Origin of the sequence: Flavobacterium pygoscelis, from assembly GCF_023162025.1 — a bacterium.
Lineage (GTDB): Bacteria > Bacteroidota > Bacteroidia > Flavobacteriales > Flavobacteriaceae > Flavobacterium > Flavobacterium pygoscelis.
The window spans coordinates 70,086-94,425 of sequence record NZ_JALNUB010000003.1 but is presented as its reverse complement, the minus strand read 5'-3'; the positions used below and the strand labels follow the sequence as shown (position 1 = coordinate 94,425).

Sequence of the window (24,340 nt, the reverse complement as noted above, 5' to 3'; positions counted from 1 at the left end):
AATTAATTCTAAATTAAAATATCACTTTCTAAATCTGATTTTTCTATTGTAAAATCGAAATTCAGCTTTTTTACTAATTGTATAACTAGGTTTTTATACCAGTTTTCAGATTTAGGATGAATGTATATTTTTTCAATGAGCTCGTTAATATTAACATTGATTTTCAATCCTTCATTTATCCTTAATTGATTGTCGCCAATATCAGTAATAACACGTACTTCACCTTCATATTGAAAGCTTTTACGTTTGAATAAAAAAGGAAAGAACATATCGTCAAAAGGAATATGTTCTTTCTTGTAATCAATATAGTTTACTTCCCCAATGTATTGGTTGAAATTTGTTTCGGGAATAAGCGATTTTTGTAGCCTTCCTATAGTAGATTGTATGGCTAAACCTTCACTGTTTTGAGTGAAAATTTGCCACATAGCAAACGATTCATACTCATTAATATGCCAACTGCTAATGGCTACTTTTTCTCTATGACTTTTATAAAAATCTAAAAAAGAAGGATTGTCAATAGAAAGCTTCTTTATTTCTTCAAATGTAGGCTCGCTGAAAGTACCTTCGTACTGATCTTCAAATTTATCAGATCGAGACATGAATAGTTTTTGCGACATCAGTAAATCCAGAAACTTTGACAAATCGAGATACTTCCAAATAATAGTATTTGGATCCTCAGGTAGTTTTATGTTTGTATTATGGATGTACATGGTATTAGATTTTAATTAAATAAAAAAAATACTTCTTAAAAATAAGTTATTCAAAAGATTGCATAGAGACTAACTTGTTATAATTACCATTCATTGCCATAAGTTCGTCATGTTTGCCTTGCTCAACAATTTTTCCTTTTTTCATTACCACAATCAAATCGGCTTTTTGAATGGTCGAAAGTCGGTGCGCAATTACAATAGATGTTCTGTTTTGCATCATATTCTCTAACGCAATTTGAACAAATTTTTCGCTTTCCGTATCCAAGGCTGATGTAGCTTCATCTAAAATCATGATAGGAGGATTTTTCAAAACGGCACGAGCGATAGATAAACGTTGTTTTTGTCCACCAGAAAGTTTGTTTCCGCTATCACCAATATTGGTATAAATTCCAAGAGGTAGGTCTTTTACAAATTCGTAAGCATTAGCAATTTTTAGCGCTTCCATAATTTCATAATCTTTGGCATCGTGCTTTCCTAAAGCAATATTGGCTTTAATAGTGTCATTAAACAAAATGCTATCTTGTGTAACCAGTCCCATTAAATCACGAAGAGAATGTAGATTCATGTCTTTAATATCAACTCCATCAATACATATAGTCCCTTCATTAACATCGTAAAAACGGGTTAGCAAATTAGCAATAGTACTTTTTCCGCTACCCGATTGGCCTACAAGTGCAATGGTTTGTCCTTTTTTTACTTCCAATGAAAAATGTTTCAAAACATTCTCATTTTCGTATTTAAAGTTGATGTCTTTGATGACAATGTTTGTGTCAAAAGAATCTTTCTTAATCGCATTAACTTTACTAGTAATGGTATTTTCTTGTTCTAAAATTTCTAAAACTCGCTCTGCAGCTGCGTTTCCTCTTTTTACAGAATATGAAGCCTTAGATATTGATTTTGCTGGTGTAAGAATGTTATAAGCAAGTCCCATGTAAGCAATAAAGGAAGCTCCATTTAAAGTTTTTTCTATCAAAACCATTTGTCCGCCATACCATAATAAGATCGCAATAACCATAATTCCCATAAATTCACTCGCAGGTGAAGCTAGATTCTGACGGTTTCCAATGCTGTTTGATAAATTAAAAAAACGTTGGGTAGATTCTTGAAAAACTTTATAAAAATGATTCTCTGAGTTGTATCCTTTTACGACTTTTAATCCCCCTAAGGTTTCTTCAATCGTAGATAGGAAAATACCTTGTTCTTGTTGTGCTTTTGTTGATTGTTTTTTTAATTGCTTTCCTATTAATGATATGATATAACCCGAAACTGGAATGAAAATAAATACAAATAAGGTTAATTTTACACTTATTGAAAGCATAGCAATTATGGTAAAAACAATGGTCAGAGGTTCTTTTACCACAAGTTCTAGTATAGACAAAAAGGAAGTTTGCACTTCGTTTACATCAGCAGAAATTCTAGAGATAACATCACCTTTTCTCTTTTCAGAAAAAAAGGATAAGGGTAAATTGATGGTTTTTTTATACATAGCATTTCGCATGTCTTTTAGAATACCATTTCGTAAAAAGGTAATAAAAAACATAGCCAGATAATCAAAAAGATTTTTCAATAAAAAAATCGAAATAATAACCGCAACCATTATAGACAATGTATAACCTACGCCTTGTGTTGCTGTTGTTGTGGTAATAAAGTAACTTAGATAGTTTTCTAAAAAGAGTTTTGTACTTTCAAAATAGAGTTTTATATCCTCAAAAAAATGATTGGTATTTATAAAACCGTTATAAATAGGAACGATAGTATTTTTTTTTGTTTGGTCAAATAAAACCTGCATCATGGGTATCAATGCCATGAAGGAAAGTGTGCTAAAAAGCGCATACAAAACATTAAAAAATATATTTAAGTAAGCGTATTTTTTATAGGGAATTATAAAAGGAAATATCTTTTTGAAATTGCTCATTGTTTGTTTTTTACCATCAAGACCCGACCTTTTATAGAATGGGTCGGGTCTGTCAGAAAAATTAATATTTTATAATTAATTCAGTTGCATTGCTGCAATAATGTCTTTTATTTTATTGTCTAAGATTTCTTCTACTTCCTTAAAATCTTCTACCGCATGTAATTCCGTGTTTACACTAATGTAAAACTTTATTTTTGGTTCTGTTCCGCTAGGACGGGCGCAAATTTTAGAACCGTCTTCGATATAATAGATTAAAACATTTGATTTTGGAATGTGTAATGTAGTAATCTCGTCGTCTAGTAAGTTTTTAGCAGTTGATGACTGATAATCCTCCACCATTATAACGCGTTGTCCGTTGATCTCTTTTATTGGATTCTCTCTCATATCAATCATCATCTGATTGATTTCTTCTAAGCCATGCATTCCTTTTTTGGTCAACGAAACTAAATGCTCTTTGTAGCATCCATTATCTACGTATAATTTGACTAACTCTTTGTAAATGGTACTTCCTTTTGCTTTTGCTTGAGCTGCCATTTCGCAAATTAATAAAGTAGCGGCAACAGCATCTTTATCACGAACAGCATCACCTACCATAAAACCAAAACTTTCTTCACCGCCACCTATGAATTCTAGTTCTGGAAAATCTTTTATCATTTTGGCTATCCATTTAAAGCCAGTCAATCCTATTTTACATTCTACTTCATAATTAGTCGCTAACTCCATCATCATAGGAGTAGAAACGATTGTAGAACCTACAAATTGTTTTCCGTTAATTTTTCCCGCTTTTTTCCATTGTTCTAATAAAAAAGCAGTCATCAAGATCATAGTTTGATTCCCGTTTAACAAAATCATTTGACCTGCATTGTTTCGAACGGCGACGCCTAAACGATCACAATCTGGATCTGTTCCTATAACAATATCCGAATTGGTTTTTTCTGCCAATGCAATCGCCATAGCCAATGCTTCTGGCTCTTCTGGATTTGGAGATTTTACGGTAGGGAAATCGCCATTAGGAACCGCTTGTTCAGGTACGATATGCACATTGGTGTATCCAGCTTGCGCTAAAGTATCAGGAACCAAAGTGATAGAGGTTCCGTGTAAGGAGGTAAAAACGATTTTTAAATTTTCTTTGGCTGCAGCATCCGTGTTAAAGCTCGCATTTTGAATAGATGATTTTATAAAAGCTTTATCGACTTCTGTGTCTATATAATGAATCAAATCTTCGTTAGCTGTAAAGTTGATTTCATTGTAATTTAAATTTTCAATACTCGTAATAATACCTTTGTCTTCTGGAGGTACAATTTGGCCCCCATCTTCCCAATATACTTTGTAACCATTGTATTCAGGCGGATTGTGTGAAGCTGTTAAAACGATTCCTGCTTGGCAACCTAAATATTTTACGGCAAAAGATAATTCTGGCGTAGGTCGTAAATCTGAAAACAAATACACTGAAATTCCATTAGCAGTAAATACATCTGCTACAAGTTTTGCTAAAGTTTTACTGTTGTGGCGACAGTCATAAGCAATAGCAATTTTTAATTTTTTGTTAGGAAATACTTCATGCATGTAATTGCAAAGGCCTTGTGTGCTTTTTCCAAGCGTATATTTATTGATACGATTGTTTCCAACTCCCATTACACCACGCATTCCGCCTGTTCCAAATTCTAAATTTTTATAGAAACTCTCTTCTAATTCCGCAGGTGATGTAGTCATTAACTCTTTAATGGCAATGTGAGTTTCATTATCAAATGTTGGTGTTAGCCATTCATTTACTGCGTCTAATATATTTTGTTTAATCTCCATTTTTAATAATTTTTAGTTCAAGAACTATTTGTAATTCCCAAGGTTTTTAGATTTTTCAATCTTTGGTTGAAAAACAGTAAATAGTTTATTCAAACCAATCAAGACTTGCTAGGCATTTATGAACTTTTTGTATAACTTTTTTTCTCTCTTTATTTTGTTGGTATTGTCTGTGTTGTCAGCAAAATGTTTGTTGATAATTAGATACTGATTTTTAATTATTTGAATATAATACAAGACAAATAGTCTTCAAACTTAGATTCAATACTAGCAAAGCTACAATAGTAATCTAAAACTCTATTTTACACTTTAGGAAAGATATTAGAAAAAATTTTAGCTTTTTATGTAATAGGAAACAATCATCACTATAGAAAATATATTTCATGCAATCCTATTTTCGATCATAAATAAACGAAATTCTGTATTTAAAAAAAAACGATAATTTAGTGCTAAGTATGCAAAAAGCATTTGTTTCTAAGTTTCAGTTGTATGAAATTAACTAAAAATTCACTTCTCTAGATACTTTGTAGCGCTCTTCGTTGTTTTTGGTTCGTAATATTATTTCTCCAAGGAAACCAGCTAGGAATAATTGAGTTCCTAAAACCATTGATGTTAATGCAATATAAAACCAAGGATTACTTGTTACAAGGCTGTATCTCATGTCATTGTACATATGGTATAATTTAGAGATACCAATAAATCCTGCTAACATAAATCCAATTATGAACATCAAAGAACCTATAGCACCAAATAAATGCATGGGACGTTTTCCAAACCGAGAAAGAAACCAAATCGTAATTAAATCCAGGAAACCATTGATAAAACGTTCCATACCAAATTTAGTTTCACCATATTTTCTGGCTTGATGTTGCACTACTTTTTCACCAATTTTTCCAAATCCGGCATTTTTAGCTAAAACAGGAATATAACGGTGCATTTCACCAGAAACTTCGATGTTTTTTACGACAACATTTTTATAAGCTTTTAGCCCACAATTGAAATCATTGAGTTCTACTCCCGAAGTTTTTCTTGCAGCCCAATTGAATAATTTTGAAGGTAAGTTTTTGGCAACAACGGAGTCGTAGCGTTTCTTTTTCCAACCAGAAACCAAATCATACTTACCGTTTACGATCATTTCATATAATCCCGGAATCTCTTCTGGACTATCTTGTAAATCGGCATCCATCGTAATAATTACATCGCCTTTAGCTTTTGCAAAACCAGCATGTAGTGCTTGCGACTTGCCAAAGTTTTTCATGAAACGAACACCTTTTACAAAGTTGTTTTCTTGAGCAAAACCTTCAATAATTGCCCAAGAATTATCCGTACTACCATCATCTAAAAAAATAATTTCATAGGTATAGTTGTTTTCTTGCATCACTTTGATGATCCAAGTGTATAATTCTTGTAGCGATTCCTCTTCGTTAAGAAGCGGTATAAGTATGGATAAATTCATTAATTTATATGCTTTGCGGGTTTTGGTTCTTTACAAATGCACCAACAATCAATGAATATATTAATCCGAAAAAGGAATACATTGCAAGAGTAGCTGGAAAAACAATATATGGGTTCATGAATTTTTTAATCATTCCTAAACCTAATTCTAATTGTTCACTTGTAATATTTGGAGTTGTTTTGATCATTTCGCTTCTTGAAATGGAAATCATCTCATCTATGAATTCTGGAAAAATCAAATTGAAGATAATACTAAAAATAGCATATATAAGTGCTGCGATAAAGGTGATTGACACACCAGTTTTCAAACATTCACCAAAAGAAATAAATCCATTATTGATGTTTTTTTTATAATTATTACATCCTATATAAATAAAGACAAATGGCAGTATTAGATAATTGGCAATATTTACAATCAAACCTGCACTTGTTCCTACAAGGGCTTTCATGCCGATAATGTACATTATAACAAACTCTAATACCATTATTACACCGAATAAAACGCCATATTGGAGTCCAGATTTCGCAGGAGATATTTTCTTTTCCATATTTATACTTATATTTATTAAGCTACAAATATAACAATTCCCAATATATGGCGGTGCAAAAATCTCTTTTTACAATTATATAAAAAAAGTCATGCATATAGTTGATTATTGGAAATAAATTGTAAATTTGCAAACTCAAAATAATATTGTAAAACAAAAAGTTATAATGAGTTTATACCTTTTCTGTTAGAGGAAAAGCTTCAAAACAAGTTGTAGCCAACAAATAAAAAAAGATTAACACGATGAAAAAAGGAACGCACCCAGAAAATTACAGATTAGTTGCATTTAAAGACATGTCGAATGACGAAGTTTTTATTACTAAATCTACTGCAGATACTAAAGAAACAATTACTCACGATGGTGTTGAATACCCAGTAGTGAAAATGGAGATCTCTAGAACTTCTCACCCTTTTTACACAGGTAAATCTAAACTTATCGATACTGCAGGACGTATTGATAAATTTAAAACTAAATACGCTAAGCACGTTAAATAATTTTAATTTGTTTATCTATATAATTAAGCCATGCTGGGAAGCGTGGCTTTTTTTATTAATAATAAGTAATGTGAAGTGAATTTTAGTACTAATTTTATTAAAATAACGCATTTTTATAATTATTTTTGCATTTAAAAAGTTTAAAACTAAGAAATCTATAAATAAATTCGTTTTATGAATTATATCCTTTTTGACGGACCTGCACGAAATGCCTTATTACCTTTTACTTTTACAAGACCTGTTGCTGATATTCTTATCGGAATCGTGACCATTCGTCAAAAATGGGAAATGCGTTTGGGTTCTACTACAACGACATTAACCGAAGAATACTTGTCTGAAAAATATCCTATGGTAGAGTTAGAAGAAAATGTTATGATAAACGCCTCTTTTCTTCCTAATGATGTTTTGGCTGAAATGGTTAGTAATTTAGAGGTGAATCAAGCTATTTTTAAAGGAGATGAAGTCATTGCTTTTTATACCAGCGAAGAGCAGGAAGAAGTAGATTTTGATACTTACGAAATTATAGAATACCACGACGAGTGTATTACGATTAAAAATACTTGGGAGATTTTTTCTAAAAATGATTTGGCAATTCAGGAGGATTTTAAATATTTAACAGAAGATAGAAAATCACAACCTATTCCTAGAAGTGTAAATGTGATTGCTCCTGAAAATATATTTATTGAAGAAGGTGCAAAATTAGAATTTGTTACTCTAAATGCCTCTGCGGGACCTATCTATATAGGTAAAGACGCCGAAATTATGGAAGGTTCTATGGTTCGTGGTCCTTTTGCGCTTTGTGATAATGCCTCTGTTAAAATGGGATCTAAAGTTTATGGTGCTACAACTGTAGGACCGCATTCAAGAATAGGTGGTGAAGTAAAAAATACCGTTCTTTTTGCACATTCTAATAAAGGACATGAAGGATATTTAGGGGATTCTGTTGTGGGAGAATGGTGTAATTTGGGTGCAGATACTAACAATTCAAACCTAAAAAATAATTACGAAGAAGTAAAATTATGGAGTTATGAAACAGAAGGATTTGCTAAAACGGGTCTTCAATTTTGTGGATTAATGATGGGTGATCATAGTAAATGTGGTATCAATACCATGTTTAACACTGGAACTGTTGTGGGTGTAAGTGCCAATATTTTTGGTACTGGTTTTCCGCGTAATTTTATACCGAGTTTTTCTTGGGGAGGTGCTTCTGGATTTACAACCTATCTTACTAAAAAAGCATTTGAAACTGCTAAATTAGTAATGATTCGTAGAGGTGTTGAATTCGACGAAAGAGAAGCTGCTATTTTAGAGCATGTTTTTGAAGAAAGTAAAAAATGGAGGAAAGACTAATTTAATTTAGAAAACTCATCGATCTAGAACTGCCTTATTTTTGTAAAAGGGGCAGTTTTTTTTTAGTTCATTTTTGCCGATTTAATTTTACATAATGAGTTTTATATGTTAAAAAAACAACTTTAAACTAAAATAAAGGTGATCTATTAGATGTTGATTTATAGAGAATTAATTATTTTTTTAGTTTTATTACTGCACATAGTTAGTTTTTATTGTCTGTATGTTATAGTTTTATCGAAAATTAATAATAAAATCAAACCTTTATTGGTTTTATGATAATTATAAATGAATTAATTATATGGAGAATTTTGTAAGTGTCATCAATGGACTTGTTTGGAGTAATGCATTAATCGCTTTGTGTCTTGGAACAGGACTTTATTTTTCTGTAAGAACGCGTTTTTTACAAGTACGTCATTTCAAAGAAATGTTTCGTTTGTTATTTGATGGTAAGAGCACTGATTCGGGTGTTTCCTCTTTTCAAGCTTTATCAATGTCTTTGGCGGGTAGAGTAGGTACGGGAAATATTGCAGGAGTAGCAACAGCAATTGCTTTTGGAGGTCCAGGAGCCATGTTTTGGATGTGGTTAGTGGCTTTTTTAGGAGCGAGTACAGCGTTTATTGAAGCTACTTTAGCTCAAATTTATAAAGAAAAACATTTAGGTGAATTGCGAGGTGGTCCTGCATTTTATATCGAGCGCGGATTAGGAATTAAATGGTTTGGAGTTTTATTTGCTATTGTTTCTGTAATTTCTGCTGGAGTTCTTTTGCCAGGTGTTCAGGCAAATTCTGTTGCAGACGGAATCAAAAATGCCTTTAACTTAGAAACATGGGTTACTGGTGTTGGTCTTGTTTTGATATTTGCTGCAATTGTTTTTGGAGGTGTAAAAAGGATCGCAAAATTCACTGAATATATTGTTCCTTTCATGGCTATTGGGTATATGTTAATTGCGGTGATAATTATAGTAGTTGATTTCAAGAACCTTCCTGATGTAATTGCCTTAGTTTTTAAAAGTGCCTTTAATATGGAAGCTGGTTTTGGAGCTGTTTTTGGTTTAGCAGTTCAGTGGGGAGTAAAAAGAGGAATTTATTCTAATGAAGCTGGGCAAGGAACAGCTCCACATATTGCAGCGGCTGCCAATGTTTCTCATCCCGCGAAACAAGGTTTAGTTCAGTCCTTCTCTGTTTATATTGATACTTTATTAGTGTGTTCTGCAACAGGATTTATGTTATTAATGACCGGTAAGTACAATGTGCATAATCCAGATTTTGGAATCGCAGGTGCCTCTGAATTCTTATATTCTGGTGCTCAAAATATTGCAGTAGGTCCAGGATACACGCAGAGTGCTATGGATAGCGTTTTTCCAGGTTTTGGTTCTTATTTTGTAGCTATTGCATTGTTTTTCTTCGCGTTTACTACTATTTTGGCTTATTATTATATTGCAGAAACAAATATTTCTTACCTAACAAGAAAATTTGAATCTCCTTTTTTTAATTATGTTCTTAAAATAATTATGATGTTAGTGATCATGTATGGTTCTATAAATCAAGCTAAACTAGCATGGGATATTGGAGATATTGGGGTTGGATTGATGGCATGGTTTAATATTATTGCAATCATTTTACTTCAAAAACCAGCATTAGCAGCGCTAAAAGACTATGAAAAACAGAAAAAGCAAGGTTTAGATCCAGTTTTTAACCCGGAAGATATTGGAGTCACTAATGCGCATATTTGGAACACTATTCAAAAAAACGAGCAAGTCTAAACCTTTTTTTTATTTGCAAAAGCTTCTAAAAATAGTAATTTATTACTGTTCTTAGAAGCTTTTATTTTATAAAAACTAATTACTTATTTACTCTATATTTGCACCTTCAAATTTTAGGCACTATTTTGATTCTATTTTTTGATTTCTAATCTCTAACTTATAAAAATGATTACAGTTAACGATATTTCTGTGCAATTTGGAGGCACAACACTTTTTAGTGATGTTTCTTTTGCTATAAATGAAAATGATAAGATTGCCCTAATGGGTAAAAATGGAGCGGGAAAATCGACGCTGCTTAAAATAATTGCAGGTCAAAGCAAACCATCAACTGGAAATATTTCGGCACCAAAAGAGGCGGTTATCGCTTATTTGCCACAGCATTTATTAACTACAGATGGCGCAACTGTTATGGAAGAAACTTCAAAAGCATTTGGAGAAATTTTTTCTATGAAGTCAGAAATAGATGAAATCAATGAACAATTAACGATTCGTACGGATTACGAAAGTGATGCTTACATGAAATTAATTGAAAGAGTTTCTGATCTAAGTGAGAAATTCTATGCTATCGAAGAGGTAAATTACGAAGCTGAGGTTGAGAAAATATTAATTGGTTTAGGATTTGTTAGAGAAGATTTTAGTCGTCAAACTTCTGAGTTTTCAGGTGGTTGGAGAATGCGAATAGAATTAGCTAAAATCTTGTTGCAAAAACCAGACTTAATTTTGTTAGATGAGCCTACCAATCACATGGATATCGAAAGTATTCAGTGGTTAGAGGATTTCTTGATTAATTCAGCCAAAGCGGTTGTAGTAATCTCGCACGATAGAGCTTTTGTAGATAATATAACCAATCGTACTATTGAAGTGACAATGGGACGTATTTATGATTATAAAGCGAAGTATTCTCATTATTTAGAGTTGCGAAAAGACCGTCGTATGCACCAACAAAAAGCATACGATGAACAACAACGTATGATTGCGGATAACAGAACTTTTATTGATCGTTTCAAAGGAACTTTTTCTAAAACAGATGCCGTTCAATCGCGTGTAAAAATGTTAGAAAAGTTGGTTATTGTTCAAGTCGATGAGGTAGATACATCTGCTTTAAAATTGAAATTTCCACCAGCTGTCCGTTCGGGTCAATATCCTGTAATTGTAAAAGATTTATCTAAATCGTATGGCGATCACGTGGTTTTCAAAGATGCTAATATTGTTATCGAAAGAGGCGAGAAAGTAGCATTTGTTGGTAAAAATGGAGAAGGAAAATCGACAATGATAAAAGCTATTATGAAGCAAATCGAAATCGATGGCGGAAGTCTAGAGATTGGTCATAATGCACAAATTGGTTATTTTGCTCAAAATCAAGCGTCTTTATTAAACGAAAATGCTACGATTTTTGAAACTATTGATGATATTGCTGTGGGTGATGTTCGAACAAAAATCAAAGACATTTTGGGTGCGTTTATGTTTCATGGCGATGACGTGACTAAGAAAGTGAAAGTGCTTTCTGGTGGAGAAAAAACACGTTTGGCGATGATAAAATTATTGTTAGAGCCCGTAAACTTATTAATTCTGGATGAGCCTTCCAATCACTTGGATATGAAAACTAAAGATATTATCAAAGATGCGTTGCGCGATTTTGATGGAACTTTAATATTAGTTTCTCACGATAGAGATTTTCTTGATGGTTTAGCAACTAAGGTTTTCGAATTTGGAAACAAAAGAGTAGTGGAGCATTTTGAAGATATCACAGGTTTCTTAGCGCACAAGAAAATGGATAGTATGAATGAAATAGAGAAATAATCCTTTAGCTCTAACAGGCAAAGTACAAAAGTAAAAGGCATAAGTTAAATTCTTATGCCTTTTGCTTTTTATATATCAGGATATTAAATTTCTTTTAAAACACTTTTTCTTTTTAAATACAAAGCAATATAGGATAGAATGCTGCAAATTGTTCCAATGATAACCATATTCCAAATGGAACTAGTAGTTTGGGATAGCGTTCCGTCTTCAATAATTAAAATGCGAAATGCTTTTAGGAAATGAGTTAGCGGGATACAATTAGCAATGCCTTGAACCCAGACTGGCATTTGACTTAAAGGCCAGGTAAATCCACTCAAAATAAAGCTTGGCGTAGCAATTACCATTAAAATCTCGGTTGCTTTTAACTGGTTTGGAATCATAATACTGACTAAAATTCCGATAAAGCACACAGAAAGTACAAATATTCCTGCCACAAATGTAAGCGGAAGCAGGTTCTCATAGAAGGGAATTCGGAACCAAAAGGTAAATAACCAAAACAATAGCCAAAGTCCGAAACTCATCATCAAATAGGGAATAATTTTTACACTCATCAATTTTAGTAAAGAAGGGCTTTTTTTTACTAATTTTTTGAATGTGCCGTTCTCGTATTCTGACGCAAAAGACAAGGCTAAACCCAGCAAAAGAACTTGTTGTAAAACGGCTGCTAATACTCCTGGCCAAAGGAAATACATATAGTTAGTGCTGCGGTTGTTCTTTTTTATAAAGGTTGTTTTAAACGGTTCATATTGTGTCGCTAGTAATTTTTCGGGTATTCCTTGTTTGCGTAATGTTTCCATTTGAACCCCTGCTTTTAATGTTCCAAGACAAAGTTGCAAAGCACCAGAAGCGTAATTAGCCGTTAAAACATTTGAGGTGTTTACGATAGTTACAATTTCTGGATATTTTTTGGTCAACACCATTTTCTCAAAACCCTTTGGAATAATTACAACGCATGCTGCTTCTTTTTCTATGGCAATTTGGGAAAGATTATTTTGGTCGTATAATAATGAGGTGATATTAAGCACTTCATTATCATCAAACATCTGCAATGCTTTTGCGCTCATTTCGCTACGGTCTTCATCCACTACAACGATCGGTAAGTCGGTAACTTTTCCTTTTCCATAAACGTAGCCTAACAAAATACCATAAAGTAACGGTGCTCCAATAAAAAGCAATCGGAGTACTTTATTTTGCCAAAAGAGTTTGAATTCTCTTTTAAGAAGTGACCAGAAATTTTGCATAATTTATAGGGATAAAGTTACGGTGGTTTTTGTAATCAGGTCTTTTGCTTCCTTACTATTCGAAGGCGTTATTTTTATTTCAAACAAGCTTTCCTGCATTTCATAATCGGGATAGGCAGTTGCAATGTTTCCATAGGCGCCCAATTGTTTTACGGTAGTAACAATTCCTTTTATGTCTTTTTTAGTATAGGGGATATGAACTAGTATTTCCTGCCCTTTTTTTATTTTGCCTAATTGGTTTTCTGCAACCGTAAAACGAAAATAAACACTATCGGCAATATAGCCATTAAACAAGGTATATCCAGGCAATGCAAGTTCGCCTAAGTTTAGGGTTATGGTTTCGATGCTCATGTCTTGAGGGGCAATAATGTAACGCTCTTTGTCTGCGGTTTGTACTTCTTGCAATGCGCCAACAGCTCTGTCTTGTTGACCAAGAGCCATCGTTTGTTGCTCGATTCGGCCACCTTTCTTTGCTTCGTTCAATTCTGCCTGAACAGCATTGTATTGTGCTTGTGCTCCTTGATATTTAGCAAATGTTTCATCATAGGTTTGCTGTGAAACTAAGGAATCTTTGAGCATATTACTCAATCTTTTGATGGATTTTTGAGCAAATTCATACTGTTCTTTCAGGCCTTGTTTTTTTGCTTCAAGTTGTTTAATTTGGTTTTCAGTAGCCCCTTTCACAGCCATATTGTACTGTGCTTTTGCCGAAGTAACCGCGCCTTCAGCCTGCTGTTTTTTGGCGTCAACTTCTGGAAGATCCAGAATAGCAAGTGTATCTCCTTTTTTTACCAAATCGCCTTCTTTTACAAATAGTTGGACGATTTTTCCAGGAACCTTACTAACTATCGAAATTTGTTCTTTTTCTACTTTCCCTTGAATTTGAGCTTCTTTTTTTGATTTTCCACAGCCAATTAGCAAAACTACGATTGCCACTAAAGTGATTATTTTTTTCATGGATTCTGGCTTTTAATTTGTTATATATTTTGTTAATTCGCCCGTAGCTATAATGGTTTCAATAGCTGATAGACGCTGTTCTATTAGGATATTTATTTTATTTAAAGATGCTTTATAAGAATCGTTTTCGGCTTCTAGACGTTCAGATATGTTTATCAAACCTTCTTTATATTGTTTAATGGCTAAATTCAAATTGTTATGGGCTACTTTCTCTTGTTGTGATGCTATTTCTATTTTTTGATTCAAAACCGAATAGTTAACATAATTGTTTTCCAATAGCAATTGTAATTTTTCTTTAGTGTCATCAATTTGGTTTTGTACTTGTTCAATATTTATTTTGGCTTCATGAACTTTATGATTTCTTTCAAAACCGGCAAAAACTTCCCATTTTATTCCTGCACCAATCATCCAATTTGGACTTATCGTGATCTCATTTAACTGTAAATGAAGAGGCGTATTTAGGCCTGGAATTACAGGAGTTGTTGAGTTTGCATCAAATACACTGCTGTGGGTTACGCCCCCAAAAGCACCTAAAGTAGGAAGAAAAGTTCCTTTTTCTTTCTTTAGCAAATATTCATAGGCTACTTTAAATGATTCTAAGGCTTTGATTTCTTTTTTGTTTTCGGTGCTTAAATTCTCTTCCAAAATTAAATAAGGAACTAAATTGTATTGAACATTATTTATTTCTGAATCGGAATAGCCGGTTAAATAGCGTATTTTTCTATATACTAATTTTCGTTTTCCCTCTAGTTCAATTCTTTTAGATTTCAATTCTAATGAGGCCAATTTTATTTTATCTCGATCATAAGGAATAGCAAGACCTTCTTCGATTGCTTTAGAAATTCTTTTGGTTTCTGTTTGCAATCTCTTTTCACTGTCATTCAAAAGTTTTTCAACTTCATTTAATAAAGTGATTTGGTCAAAGGTGTTAATTACGTCTTTTATAATAATGTCCTTCTCAGATTCTTTTAGGTATTCTGTTCCGATTGCTTTTTGCTTCAATGCCTTAGCACCATTAGGAATTTGCATACCGCTAAATAAAACCGTTTTTGCCATTATACTTCCATTAAAAATATTTCCGTAATTATCAAAAGTCGATTTTCCACCAAACACCGGAATGTTAATTATAGGTAGGGTTGTGGCAGGAAGATCAACTGTCAATTTATTGTCAAAATAGGAGTAAATGGCACTAGCTTCTACCGTTGGGATATATTTATTCCAAACGCTTTTTTCCTGAAGTTGCAGTTTTTCAATTTCGAGTTCTTTATTTTTTATCGAACTGTTTTTTTCAATAGCTTTATGAATCGCCTCTTGTAAAGAAGTTGAAATTTCTATTTGCGCATAACCAGTAGCAAATGTAAAAAGCGAAAAAAGGGAAAGTAGTAGATATTTTTTCATCTTATTTTTTTGTTTCTAAATTATTATAAATTTGAAGAAAAGTCTCCTTTACGATTTCGAGCCTTTCTGGTTCAATGTCTCTTATCGCATTTTTAAGAGTTTCATTGACAACAATCATTACTTCCTTTTCAATTGATTTCCCTTTGGGAGTCAAAAAAATTAATTTTAATCGTTTGTCATTTGCGTCAGGATGCCGTTCTACTAAATTTTCTTTTTCCAAATGATCAATTAAACGCGTTATTCCGGGTTTGTCAGTCGAAGTTTGATCTGCTAAGGTTTGTTGTGTACAGCCTTCATTTTTCCACAAAACACCTAAAATAGTCCATTGCTCTTTTGTTAGCGAAATATTGTTTTTTCTAAAATTAGTCAACAACGCTCTGTTAAAAGCGGAGTGCGTCCTTCCAGACAAAATAGTATATAAATTTTCTGTTGAAAAAATTGTTCCCATAAATATAGTTGTTTAAACAACTACAAAGGTATTTAAAATTTACTTGTAAATTACAAGTATTATTTTTTATTGTAAAAGAGTGTCTTATTAACGATTTTAGATGTTGATTTTATCAAATAAATAACAGCTACAATGATTTTTCAGCAGCATACAGAATGAACGAACTAAATGGTGCGATAACTGGAACTGATTAGTAAAAAAGGATATTGATTTTGTTTTAAACAATTTATAAAAAAAAGGTGCAGCTCATTCGAACGGCACCTTTTTACTAAAGTCTAATTCCCGGTGGAAGTAATTCTTTATATACTGGGTTTTTCTTGAAGAAAACCACTATTTTTGGAAGAATTGGAACTACTTTGAACTTTCGCTCTATCGCAATTTCCATTATATTTTTTAGAAAATTAGTGATAAACTCTTCATTTTCATACGATTCTGGAGTATTAATTTTCGTTAGAAATATCTTCTTCTCTTGAAAAGAATATTCAACAGTAACTAATCCTTCCTCTACTGTAGTTTCAAATTGTCGTGCAAATGTGTTGTCTTTAATGTCAATAGTGATTAATCCATCCATGATAATTAACGCTAATTCATTGGTACTTCTACCAAAAGTATTTTTGATTTGGAAATAATCTGAATTTCAACGGAATCAAAATCCGTTATTCCCATGGCATCTCTTGCCTTCAAAACTTGGTTATTAATTAGTATTTCGCCTTCAATTAAAAATAAATAAACACCATTTTTAGTAATCCTAACCGAATAATTGGTTGTAGTGTTACTGTCAAAAATTCCTAAATGGAAAAAGGTTTTCTGGTAAACCCAAAGTGCATTGCCATCATTTTGATCGTTTGGCGAAACAATATTTACAAAGGTATTGATTTGATTTTCAATATCAAATGATTTCTGGTCGTATCTTGGAGCTACATTTTCTCGATCAGGAAATACCCATAATTGTAATGTTTTTGCTTCTTCTAATTTGCTTGCGTTCATTTCAGAATGTTCTACGCCAGATCCAGCGCTCATAACCTGAACTTCTCCAAAGCGAATTACTCCTTCATTTCCCATGCTATCTCGATGTTCTAGACCGCCTTCTAAAGGAATAGTTATTATTTCCATGTTAGCGTGACTGTGTGTGCCAAAGCCAGTTCCTCCGTCAATAGTATCGTCATTTAATACGCGTAACATTCCAAATTGTACGCGATCGGCATTGAAATAATTGCCAAAAGAAAAAGAGAAATTTGCCTTTAGCCAACCAAAATTAGCAGTACCTCTTGTGTCTGATTTAAAAAGTTGTGTATTCATAAATTATTGGTAATATAAGGTGTGAAGTGGGATGAATCTAAATAAAAAAAATTAATTTTATACAAAAATCGAGATAAAAAATCAGAATGTTGTTATAAAATCGTTAAAACAATTATGAGTAAAATACCTGTTTATCTAATGCCAGGATTGGCCGCAAGTACTTCAATTTTCGAGCGAATTAAGCTTCCAGAAGCTGATTTTGAAATTTACTTATTAGAATGGGAAATCCCTTTAGATAATGAAACTTTGTTGGATTATGCTAAACGAATAGCAGCTAAGATAAAGCATCCTAATCCCGTTCTCATTGGTGTTTCATTTGGTGGAATTTTAGTGCAAGAAATGGCTCGCTTTATACAGGTAAAAAAAGTTATTATTATATCCAGTGTCAAAAGTAATTTAGAGTTTCCTCGTAGATTTAAGTTAGCCAAAACGACTAAAGCTTACAAGTTAATTCCAATGAGTTTACTAATGAATCTAGAGAATTTAGCTAAGTTTTCCTTTGGTGAAACTATAAATAAGCGTTTAGAATTGTATGAAAAATTCCTTTCCGTTAGAGATATTCGATATTTACAGTGGTCGGTAGAGCAAGTAATTCTTTGGGATAGAACTGTGGTTGATAAAAATGTGATTCACATTCATGGCGATGCAGATGATGTTTTTCCTATAAAATACATCAAGGATTGTATCGTGGTCAAAGGAGGAACGCATATTATGATTTTAAATAAATACAAATGGCTCAATGAAAATTTACCTGAAATAATATTGGGAACAAAATAGGGTAGCCGTTAATCAGTAATGATAAAACATAGAAAATATGAAAGGAATACACAAAACCATAATAATTGTTGCAGTAATTTTTTTGAGTGGCTTGTTTGTTTTTGCAACAACTAAAAAAACAAATTTTACAGTTGACAGTATTGATACGTCTGCTTTTCCAAGTAAATTAGACTTTGCTGGCGAGCCCACTCCATTGCATATTGCAGATGTTAAAGAGCGATTTGATCGAGAATTATTGGTCAATGTAAACTTACATGCTTCTACAATTTTAGCAATAAAAAGAGCCAATCGTGCTTTTAAAATTATTGAACCTATTTTGAAAAGAAACGGTATTCCTGATGATTTTAAATATTTAGCTGTCATTGAAAGTGGTTTAGTAAATGCGGTTTCGCCAGCTGGAGCGAGAGGAATTTGGCAGTTTATGCCAGAAACAGGAAAAGAACGCGGTATGGAAGTGAATGAGAATGTTGATGAACGTTATGATCTGGCAAAATCTACACAAGCTGCTTGTAGTTATTTTTTGAGTGCTAAAGGTAAATTAGGTACTTGGACTTTGGCTGCTGCTTCCTATAATGGTGGAATGGCAGGTGTTAATAAGCAAATTGCAATTCAGAAAATATCGAATTATTATGACTTGTTACTTACTGAAGAAACTTCTAGATATGTTTTTAGGATCTTAGCTTTAAAAGAAATTATGAATAACGCCTCAAAATATGGATACAACATCGCTTCTGAGGATTTATATACGGTGTTGCCTACTCGAAAAATTGAAATTGATAGTGCAATTACAGACTTAGCTGATTTTGCAAAAGGACAAGGTATCAATTATAAAATTTTGAAAATTCATAATCCTTGGTTGAGAGAAGCAAAATTGATTAATTCGGAGGGCAAAAAATATCAAATAGAAATTCCACTTAGTGGTTATTAATCTTAAATGACATGAAAATGACAATGCAAACTATAGTTTTATTGATGTGTATAGGTTTAGCTGCTGGTATTCTCAGCGGATTAATAGGAATTGGTGGAGGCATAATTATGGTTCCTCTTTTATTACTGATGGGATTTACACAACAACAAGCACAAGGAACGAGTTTAGCGGCTTTATTGCCTCCAGTAACCATGCTTGCAGTGATTAATTACCATAAGGCTGGATATATTGATTGGCGATTTGCAATAATTATTTCGATAGTATTTGTAGTAGGTGGTTATTTTGGAAGTAAATTAGCGATTAACATTGACCAAAAAATATTAAAGAAAGTTTTTGCGGTTACTTTGTTATTTATAGGAGGATTTCTTCTTTTTGATAAGAGCTGAATTAGATTATTTTGCCAATCTAACCAATCTAAGTTTTATTTTTTGTTTTTTTTTATTCCTAGAAAAGAAGGTTTTATAACAAATTATCTGCTGTAGAAGAGGGAAGTAGAAAAGTAGAATACTGTTAGGTTCTATATTTTAAAACCATTTCGGACATACTAATTTTATTCAAAGACAAATATTTTATCAAGTAATTCTGTTTTTACAATTTTTGCATTTTCTTGATCATAAAAATTTTTCATTCCATTTATCGTAGTAAAACCAAACCATTCTGTAAATCTTTCAAACGTTCTCACAGTATAACAACTATTAAATTGTTTTTCAGGGGAAACGTAATCGTCGTTGAATAGAGTTAAGAATTTTTCGAAAACTTGTAAATATTTTGAAGCATAAAAGCTTGTTGCATTTTCTTTATCTCCAAATATCTTCAATAAGTAGATTGAAAATAAACAGCCATATTGACCAACAGGTTCTTTCGTATAACCATCAATGTAAGCCCAATTAAATTTTTCGGTAAAAATTAAATAAATTACTTTAAATAATTCAACGCGATTTTCAGCTTTCAAACATCTTTCTCCATTTTTTGTCAAGAGTAATTTTCCTTTACTTTTTTTAACAAGATTGGTAGATTCGCAAACTATTCGAGCTGTTTTTAAAGAGATGCATTCGTCCTCTCTATAAAGCTTGTTTATACCAGAGGCTATGTGTTCGTCAGTGATAAAGTTGAAGTCGTATAATTCTACGAGAATTTTTTTAGGAAGTGCGCCAAGTGGAGTAACTTTTAGGAATCCATCACGTTTAATAATCTTTAAAAGTTCTTCTGCAGTTCTAAAAAAAGGAATTTGGTCTAGAATTTCATTAGTGATGTGTGAACTAAATTTAATACAAGAATTTTCGCCTAATGGATTGTGAATTAATTCATGAGTTTGAGAAGGAGAAAGTCCAGATAATTTTTCTTGTGGAGAATTATTGTATTTGTTAATGGCCTCTTCGGTCTTAAAATGATCCATGTTCAACGTGTTTAAAAGTATTGTGGTGAATTACTATTTTCAGGAAAAAATATGCTAAAAGTAAAAACAGAAAAGGATGCGATATTCTTTATGTGAATTAAAACAAAAAAGGACCAATGAAATGCATTTGGCCCTTTTTGTTATTTAGATCTTTTTCATCTGATCTTTCATCATCGTGATCTGTTCTTTTAACATATTTTGTTTGTCTAGCTTTTTAGCTTCATTCAATAAGGTGGTTGCTTCTAGCTTTCTTCTTCTTGACATGGCTACTCCGGCAAGGTTTAATTTAGCAACAGCTAAATCCATATCCATAGACAATCCCAGTTCGATTGCTTTTTTAAAATATTTCTCCGCTTGATTGATATTTGTTTGTGACAACATGATACCCTGTAAATAATTAAAGTATCCTTGTTGTTTTCTTACCAAAGCCGTATCTGGATTTTTAATGTATGCTAGCCATTTTTTAGCTCCTTCAAAATCTTGTTTTCTTAGTTTTAAGAAGGCTAATAAGATGAATTCATTTTTGAAGTAAAGAAAAATAGGAATTGCACTTAATAGTATAAGGAAAATTCCGTTACCAATATTACTTTCTGTAAATTGCCAAAAGCCAGTAGCAATGATAAGTCCGGCGATAATAAGTTTAATATTTCTGTGAAACATAGTGTGATTATTTTAAGATCACAAATATAGTAAAATGAATTGAAAATATTTTTACAAAACTACTTGTGAGGAAAAAAAGTCTTTGTATATTTGCACTCGGATTTCGGGTAACAGGTATCCGAATTAAGAAAGATATAAATAAGTTTTTAAAGATACAAAGCAATGAGCAAAAGAACGTTTCAACCATCGAAAAGAAAAAGAAGAAATAAGCACGGATTTATGGACAGAATGGCTTCTGCTAATGGAAGAAAAGTTCTTGCGCGTAGAAGAGCTAAAGGAAGACATAAATTGACTGTTTCTTGCGAACCAAGACACAAAAAATAATGTTTGTATAAACATAAATAAGGCGTTACTTTCTTTAGTATCGCCTTTTTTTATACCTAATCGGTAAATAAAGCCTAAAGAGCAGCGTTTAAAGTCGTATAATTTAAGTACTTTAAACCCTTAAAAAATAACTACACAACACAATAATTACTACAAAATGCCAAAAGATACATCGATAAAATCCGTCTTAATAATAGGTTCAGGTCCTATTGTAATTGGTCAAGCGTGCGAATTTGATTATGCAGGATCTCAATCTGCTCGTTCTATTCGTGAAGAAGGAATTGAAGTTATTCTAATCAATTCTAATCCTGCAACCATCATGACCGATCCAACTATGGCCGATCATGTTTACTTGAAGCCATTAACGACTAAGTCTATTATTGAAATACTAAAAGAACATCCTCAAATCGATTCTGTTTTACCTACAATGGGTGGACAAACTGCTTTAAACTTGTGTTTAGAGGCGGATGAAAAAGGAATTTGGAAAGATTTTGGTGTAAAAATGATAGGTGTTGATGTAAACGCCATCAATATTACCGAAGACAGAGAGCAGTTCAAACAATTGCTTAAAAAGATAAATGTACCTTCTGCACCTGCAGAAATTTGTACATCATATTTAAGAGGAAAAGAAATTGCACAAGAATTTGGTTTTCCATTAGTAATTCGTCCTTCGTTTACCCTTGGAGGAACTGGAGCTGCAATTGTTTATAAAAAAGAAGAATTTGACGAAAAACTAACCTACGGTTTAGAAATGTCACCTATTCATGAGGTTTTGATTGACAAAGCTTTGATGGGTTGGAAAGAATATGAGTTGGAATTGTTGAGAGATAAAAACGATAATGTGGTAATTATCTGTTCTATCGAAAACATGGATCCAATGGGAATTCATACTGGAGATTCGATTACTGTTGCGCCAGCGATGACTTTATCTGACACGACTTTCCAAAAAATGCGTGACTATGCGATTTTGATGATGCGTAGCATCGGAAACTTTGCTGGAGGTTGTAACGTGCAGTTTGCTGTTTCGCCAGACGATAAAGAAGATATTGTAGCGATTGAAATCAATCCTCGTGTATCTCGTTCTTCTGCTTTAGCATCAAAAGCGACGGGTTACCCAATTGCAAAAATTGCTTCTAAACTAGCTTTAGGATACAATTTAGATGAATTACAAAATCAAATTACCAAATCGACTTCTGCTTTATTCGAGCCGACTTTGGATTATGTGATTGTGAAAATTCCACGTTGGAACTTTGATAAATTTGAAGGTGCTGACAGAACTTTAGGACTTCAAATGAAATCCGTTGGTGAAGTAATGGGAATTGGACGTTCGTTCCAAGAAGCGTTACACAAAGCGACGCAATCATTAGAAATCAAAAGAAATGGTTTAGGTGCTGACGGAAAAGGATACACGAACTACGAACAAATTATCGAGAAACTGACTTATGCAAGTTGGGATCGTGTTTTTGTGATTTATGACGCAATTGCAATGGGAATTCCTTTGAGTCGTATTCATGAAATCACTAAAATAGATATGTGGTTCTTGAAACAATATGAAGAACTTTATACTTTAGAAAAAGAAATTTCTAATTATAAAGTAGAAACGTTGCCAAGAGAATTGTTGTTAGAAGCCAAACAAAAAGGGTTTGCTGACAGACAAATTGCGCACATGATGGGTTGTTTAGAAAGTCAAGTACACAGTTTGCGTGACGTGATGAACATTAACCGTGTGTTTAAATTAGTAGATACTTGTGCGGCAGAATTTAAAGCAAAAACACCATATTACTATTCTACTTTTGAAGCGGAAATAGAAAAAGCAGACGGAACACGCTACGTAGATAACGAAAGTGTAGTTACAGATAAAAAGAAAATTATCGTTCTTGGATCAGGTCCAAATAGAATTGGTCAAGGAATTGAGTTTGATTATTCTTGTGTACACGGAGTTTTGGCTGCAAAAGAATGTGGTTACGAAACAATTATGATCAACTGTAATCCAGAAACAGTTTCGACTGATTTTGATACAGCAGATAAATTATACTTCGAGCCAGTTTTCTGGGAGCATATTTACGATATTATCCAGCATGAGAAACCAGAAGGGGTTATCGTGCAATTAGGTGGTCAAACGGCTCTTAAATTAGCGGAGAAACTATCTAAATACGGAATAAAAATTATAGGAACTAGCTTTGATGCTTTGGATTTAGCTGAAGATAGAGGAAGTTTCTCTGAATTATTAACCGAATTAAACATTCCTTTCCCACAATTTGGAATTGCTGAAACGGCTGACGAAGCTTCTGCTTTAGCGGATGTTTTAGACTTTCCATTATTGATTCGTCCTTCTTATGTGTTGGGTGGTCAAGGAATGAAAATTGTAATCAACAAACAAGAACTGGAAGAGCACGTAATCAATTTATTGAAAACAATTCCAGGGAACAAATTACTTTTAGACCATTATTTGGATGGAGCGATTGAAGCAGAAGCGGATGCGATTTGTGATGGTGAAAATGTGTATATCATAGGAATTATGGAACACATTGAACCTTGCGGAGTGCACTCTGGAGATAGTAATGCGACTTTGCCACCTTTCAACTTAGGGGAATTTGTAATGCAACAAATAAAAGATCATACTAAAAGAATTGCTTTAGCGTTGAAAACAGTTGGTTTAATCAACATTCAGTTTGCCATTAAAGATGATACGGTTTACATCATCGAAGCGAATCCTAGAGCGTCTCGTACGGTTCCTTTTATCGCAAAAGCATATGGAGAACCTTATGTGAATTATGCAACTAAAGTAATGTTAGGTCACAATAAAGTAACTGATTTCACTTTTAATCCACAATTGAAAGGATTTGCGATCAAACAACCGGTTTTCTCTTTCAGCAAATTCCAAAATGTAAACAAAGCATTAGGACCAGAAATGAAATCAACCGGAGAAAGCATCTTGTTTATTGATGATTTAAAAGACGATCAATTTTACGAATTGTACTCTAGAAGAAAAATGTATTTAAGTAAATAATACTTGGATTGTATATATTGAAAAAGCCCCGTTTGGGGCTTTTCGTTTTTCTAAATCAGTTTTATCTG

The 24,340-nt window shown here is 32.8% G+C and carries 22 protein-coding genes; 9 read left to right on the top strand and 13 right to left on the bottom strand.

All coding sequences use genetic code 11. The features are described 5' to 3' along the window. Positions 1-8 precede the first annotated feature (8 nt). From MW871_RS04905 to MW871_RS04885, 5 genes are all read right to left on the bottom strand, one after another. Entirely contained in the window at positions 9-710 is a 702-nt protein-coding gene (locus MW871_RS04905) for a hypothetical protein (RefSeq protein WP_248427766.1), read from the bottom strand. A gap of 46 nt (positions 711-756) precedes the next feature. Next, a complete protein-coding gene (locus tag MW871_RS04900) occupies positions 757-2,625 on the bottom strand; it encodes an ABC transporter ATP-binding protein (protein ID WP_248427764.1) in 1,869 nt (622 codons plus the stop codon). Positions 2,626-2,700: 75 nt separating this feature from the next. After that, positions 2,701-4,428, bottom strand: a complete 1,728-nt coding sequence (locus MW871_RS04895) for a phospho-sugar mutase (RefSeq protein WP_248427763.1) — start codon at positions 4,426-4,428, stop codon at positions 2,701-2,703. Between the two features lie 496 nt (positions 4,429-4,924). Further along, positions 4,925-5,881, bottom strand: a complete 957-nt coding sequence (locus MW871_RS04890) for a glycosyltransferase family 2 protein (RefSeq protein WP_210645742.1) — start codon at positions 5,879-5,881, stop codon at positions 4,925-4,927. Positions 5,882-5,885: 4 nt separating this feature from the next. Continuing rightward, a complete protein-coding gene (locus MW871_RS04885) occupies positions 5,886-6,428 on the bottom strand; it encodes a DUF4199 domain-containing protein (RefSeq protein ID WP_210645743.1) in 543 nt (180 codons plus the stop codon). A gap of 242 nt (positions 6,429-6,670) precedes the next feature. Between MW871_RS04885 and MW871_RS04880 the strand changes: the two genes are divergently transcribed. The 4 genes from MW871_RS04880 (at position 6,671) to MW871_RS04865 (ending at position 11,834) form a co-directional block, all read left to right on the top strand. Next, the gene (locus MW871_RS04880) at positions 6,671-6,922 is read left to right on the top strand and encodes a type B 50S ribosomal protein L31 (RefSeq protein ID WP_188051136.1); all 252 of its coding nucleotides are present in this window, start codon (positions 6,671-6,673) and stop codon (positions 6,920-6,922) included. Positions 6,923-7,096: 174 nt separating this feature from the next. Continuing rightward, entirely contained in the window at positions 7,097-8,272 is a 1,176-nt protein-coding gene (locus MW871_RS04875; protein ID WP_188051137.1) for a GlmU family protein, read from the top strand. A 298-nt stretch (positions 8,273-8,570) separates the two neighbouring features. Beyond that, positions 8,571-10,034 (top strand): alanine/glycine:cation symporter family protein, encoded by a 1,464-nt coding sequence (locus MW871_RS04870; RefSeq protein ID WP_188051138.1) that lies wholly within the window; start codon positions 8,571-8,573, stop codon positions 10,032-10,034. A 165-nt stretch (positions 10,035-10,199) separates the two neighbouring features. Next, positions 10,200-11,834: an ABC-F family ATP-binding cassette domain-containing protein gene (locus MW871_RS04865; protein ID WP_210645745.1), complete on the top strand. Its 1,635-nt coding sequence runs from the start codon at positions 10,200-10,202 to the stop codon at positions 11,832-11,834. Between the two features lie 83 nt (positions 11,835-11,917). Here MW871_RS04865 and MW871_RS04860 read toward each other — a convergent pair whose 3' ends face one another. The 6 genes from MW871_RS04860 to MW871_RS04835 form a co-directional block, all read right to left on the bottom strand. Continuing rightward, positions 11,918-13,075 carry an ABC transporter permease gene (locus MW871_RS04860; RefSeq protein WP_248427762.1) on the bottom strand — a complete coding sequence of 386 codons (1,158 nt, stop codon included), beginning with the start codon at positions 13,073-13,075 and terminating at the stop codon, positions 11,918-11,920. Positions 13,076-13,078: 3 nt separating this feature from the next. Further along, a complete protein-coding gene (locus MW871_RS04855; RefSeq protein WP_248427761.1) occupies positions 13,079-14,032 on the bottom strand; it encodes an HlyD family secretion protein in 954 nt (317 codons plus the stop codon). A gap of 12 nt (positions 14,033-14,044) precedes the next feature. Next, entirely contained in the window at positions 14,045-15,430 is a 1,386-nt protein-coding gene (locus MW871_RS04850; protein WP_188051142.1) for a TolC family protein, read from the bottom strand. A gap of 1 nt (position 15,431) precedes the next feature. Then, entirely contained in the window at positions 15,432-15,878 is a 447-nt protein-coding gene (locus tag MW871_RS04845) for a MarR family winged helix-turn-helix transcriptional regulator (RefSeq protein WP_188051143.1), read from the bottom strand. A gap of 268 nt (positions 15,879-16,146) precedes the next feature. Continuing rightward, complete coding sequence (locus MW871_RS04840) at positions 16,147-16,449, bottom strand: GNAT family N-acetyltransferase (RefSeq protein ID WP_223151108.1); 303 nt, start codon at positions 16,447-16,449, stop codon at positions 16,147-16,149. Between the two features lie 11 nt (positions 16,450-16,460). Next, on the bottom strand, positions 16,461-17,177 hold the full coding sequence (locus MW871_RS04835; protein ID WP_188051144.1) for a pirin family protein: 717 nt from the start codon (positions 17,175-17,177) through the stop codon (positions 16,461-16,463). A 114-nt stretch (positions 17,178-17,291) separates the two neighbouring features. Here MW871_RS04835 and MW871_RS04830 point away from each other — a divergent pair, with 114 nt between their 5' ends. The 3 genes from MW871_RS04830 to MW871_RS04820 are packed head-to-tail and all read left to right on the top strand — an operon-like array spanning position 17,292 to position 19,268. Further along, positions 17,292-17,954, top strand: coding sequence for an alpha/beta hydrolase (locus tag MW871_RS04830; protein ID WP_210645750.1), 663 nt, complete (start codon positions 17,292-17,294; stop codon positions 17,952-17,954). Positions 17,955-17,991: 37 nt separating this feature from the next. Continuing rightward, positions 17,992-18,882 carry a lytic transglycosylase domain-containing protein gene (locus MW871_RS04825; RefSeq protein ID WP_248427760.1) on the top strand — a complete coding sequence of 297 codons (891 nt, stop codon included), beginning with the start codon at positions 17,992-17,994 and terminating at the stop codon, positions 18,880-18,882. A gap of 11 nt (positions 18,883-18,893) precedes the next feature. Next, positions 18,894-19,268, top strand: coding sequence for a sulfite exporter TauE/SafE family protein (locus MW871_RS04820; RefSeq protein WP_317192530.1), 375 nt, complete (start codon positions 18,894-18,896; stop codon positions 19,266-19,268). Between the two features lie 164 nt (positions 19,269-19,432). Here MW871_RS04820 and MW871_RS04815 read toward each other — a convergent pair whose 3' ends face one another. Both MW871_RS04815 and MW871_RS04810 read right to left on the bottom strand, forming a co-directional pair. Then, positions 19,433-20,278, bottom strand: coding sequence for a hypothetical protein (locus tag MW871_RS04815; RefSeq protein WP_188051148.1), 846 nt, complete (start codon positions 20,276-20,278; stop codon positions 19,433-19,435). A gap of 144 nt (positions 20,279-20,422) precedes the next feature. Then, positions 20,423-20,938, bottom strand: coding sequence for a DUF2892 domain-containing protein (locus MW871_RS04810; protein ID WP_188051149.1), 516 nt, complete (start codon positions 20,936-20,938; stop codon positions 20,423-20,425). A 162-nt stretch (positions 20,939-21,100) separates the two neighbouring features. Between MW871_RS04810 and rpmH the strand changes: the two genes are divergently transcribed. Both rpmH and carB read left to right on the top strand, forming a co-directional pair. Beyond that, complete coding sequence (gene rpmH / locus MW871_RS04805) at positions 21,101-21,262, top strand: 50S ribosomal protein L34 (RefSeq protein WP_007136275.1); 162 nt, start codon at positions 21,101-21,103, stop codon at positions 21,260-21,262. Positions 21,263-21,419: 157 nt separating this feature from the next. Beyond that, complete coding sequence (gene carB, locus MW871_RS04800; RefSeq protein WP_248427759.1) at positions 21,420-24,272, top strand: carbamoyl-phosphate synthase large subunit; 2,853 nt, start codon at positions 21,420-21,422, stop codon at positions 24,270-24,272. Positions 24,273-24,340: the final 68 nt, after the last annotated feature.

Coding starts and splice junctions, on each gene's coding strand:
- MW871_RS04905 (WP_248427766.1), bottom strand. CDS start 710: ATGTACATCCATAATACAAACATAAAACTACCTGAGGATCCAAATACT.
- MW871_RS04900 (WP_248427764.1), bottom strand. CDS start 2,625: ATGAGCAATTTCAAAAAGATATTTCCTTTTATAATTCCCTATAAAAAA.
- MW871_RS04895 (WP_248427763.1), bottom strand. CDS start 4,428: ATGGAGATTAAACAAAATATATTAGACGCAGTAAATGAATGGCTAACA.
- MW871_RS04890 (WP_210645742.1), bottom strand. CDS start 5,881: ATGAATTTATCCATACTTATACCGCTTCTTAACGAAGAGGAATCGCTA.
- MW871_RS04885 (WP_210645743.1), bottom strand. CDS start 6,428: ATGGAAAAGAAAATATCTCCTGCGAAATCTGGACTCCAATATGGCGTT.
- MW871_RS04880 (WP_188051136.1), top strand. CDS start 6,671: ATGAAAAAAGGAACGCACCCAGAAAATTACAGATTAGTTGCATTTAAA.
- MW871_RS04875 (WP_188051137.1), top strand. CDS start 7,097: ATGAATTATATCCTTTTTGACGGACCTGCACGAAATGCCTTATTACCT.
- MW871_RS04870 (WP_188051138.1), top strand. CDS start 8,571: ATGGAGAATTTTGTAAGTGTCATCAATGGACTTGTTTGGAGTAATGCA.
- MW871_RS04865 (WP_210645745.1), top strand. CDS start 10,200: ATGATTACAGTTAACGATATTTCTGTGCAATTTGGAGGCACAACACTT.
- MW871_RS04860 (WP_248427762.1), bottom strand. CDS start 13,075: ATGCAAAATTTCTGGTCACTTCTTAAAAGAGAATTCAAACTCTTTTGG.
- MW871_RS04855 (WP_248427761.1), bottom strand. CDS start 14,032: ATGAAAAAAATAATCACTTTAGTGGCAATCGTAGTTTTGCTAATTGGC.
- MW871_RS04850 (WP_188051142.1), bottom strand. CDS start 15,430: ATGAAAAAATATCTACTACTTTCCCTTTTTTCGCTTTTTACATTTGCT.
- MW871_RS04845 (WP_188051143.1), bottom strand. CDS start 15,878: ATGGGAACAATTTTTTCAACAGAAAATTTATATACTATTTTGTCTGGA.
- MW871_RS04840 (WP_223151108.1), bottom strand. CDS start 16,449: ATGGATGGATTAATCACTATTGACATTAAAGACAACACATTTGCACGA.
- MW871_RS04835 (WP_188051144.1), bottom strand. CDS start 17,177: ATGAATACACAACTTTTTAAATCAGACACAAGAGGTACTGCTAATTTT.
- MW871_RS04830 (WP_210645750.1), top strand. CDS start 17,292: ATGAGTAAAATACCTGTTTATCTAATGCCAGGATTGGCCGCAAGTACT.
- MW871_RS04825 (WP_248427760.1), top strand. CDS start 17,992: ATGAAAGGAATACACAAAACCATAATAATTGTTGCAGTAATTTTTTTG.
- MW871_RS04820 (WP_317192530.1), top strand. CDS start 18,894: ATGAAAATGACAATGCAAACTATAGTTTTATTGATGTGTATAGGTTTA.
- MW871_RS04815 (WP_188051148.1), bottom strand. CDS start 20,278: ATGGATCATTTTAAGACCGAAGAGGCCATTAACAAATACAATAATTCT.
- MW871_RS04810 (WP_188051149.1), bottom strand. CDS start 20,938: ATGTTTCACAGAAATATTAAACTTATTATCGCCGGACTTATCATTGCT.
- rpmH (WP_007136275.1), top strand. CDS start 21,101: ATGAGCAAAAGAACGTTTCAACCATCGAAAAGAAAAAGAAGAAATAAG.
- carB (WP_248427759.1), top strand. CDS start 21,420: ATGCCAAAAGATACATCGATAAAATCCGTCTTAATAATAGGTTCAGGT.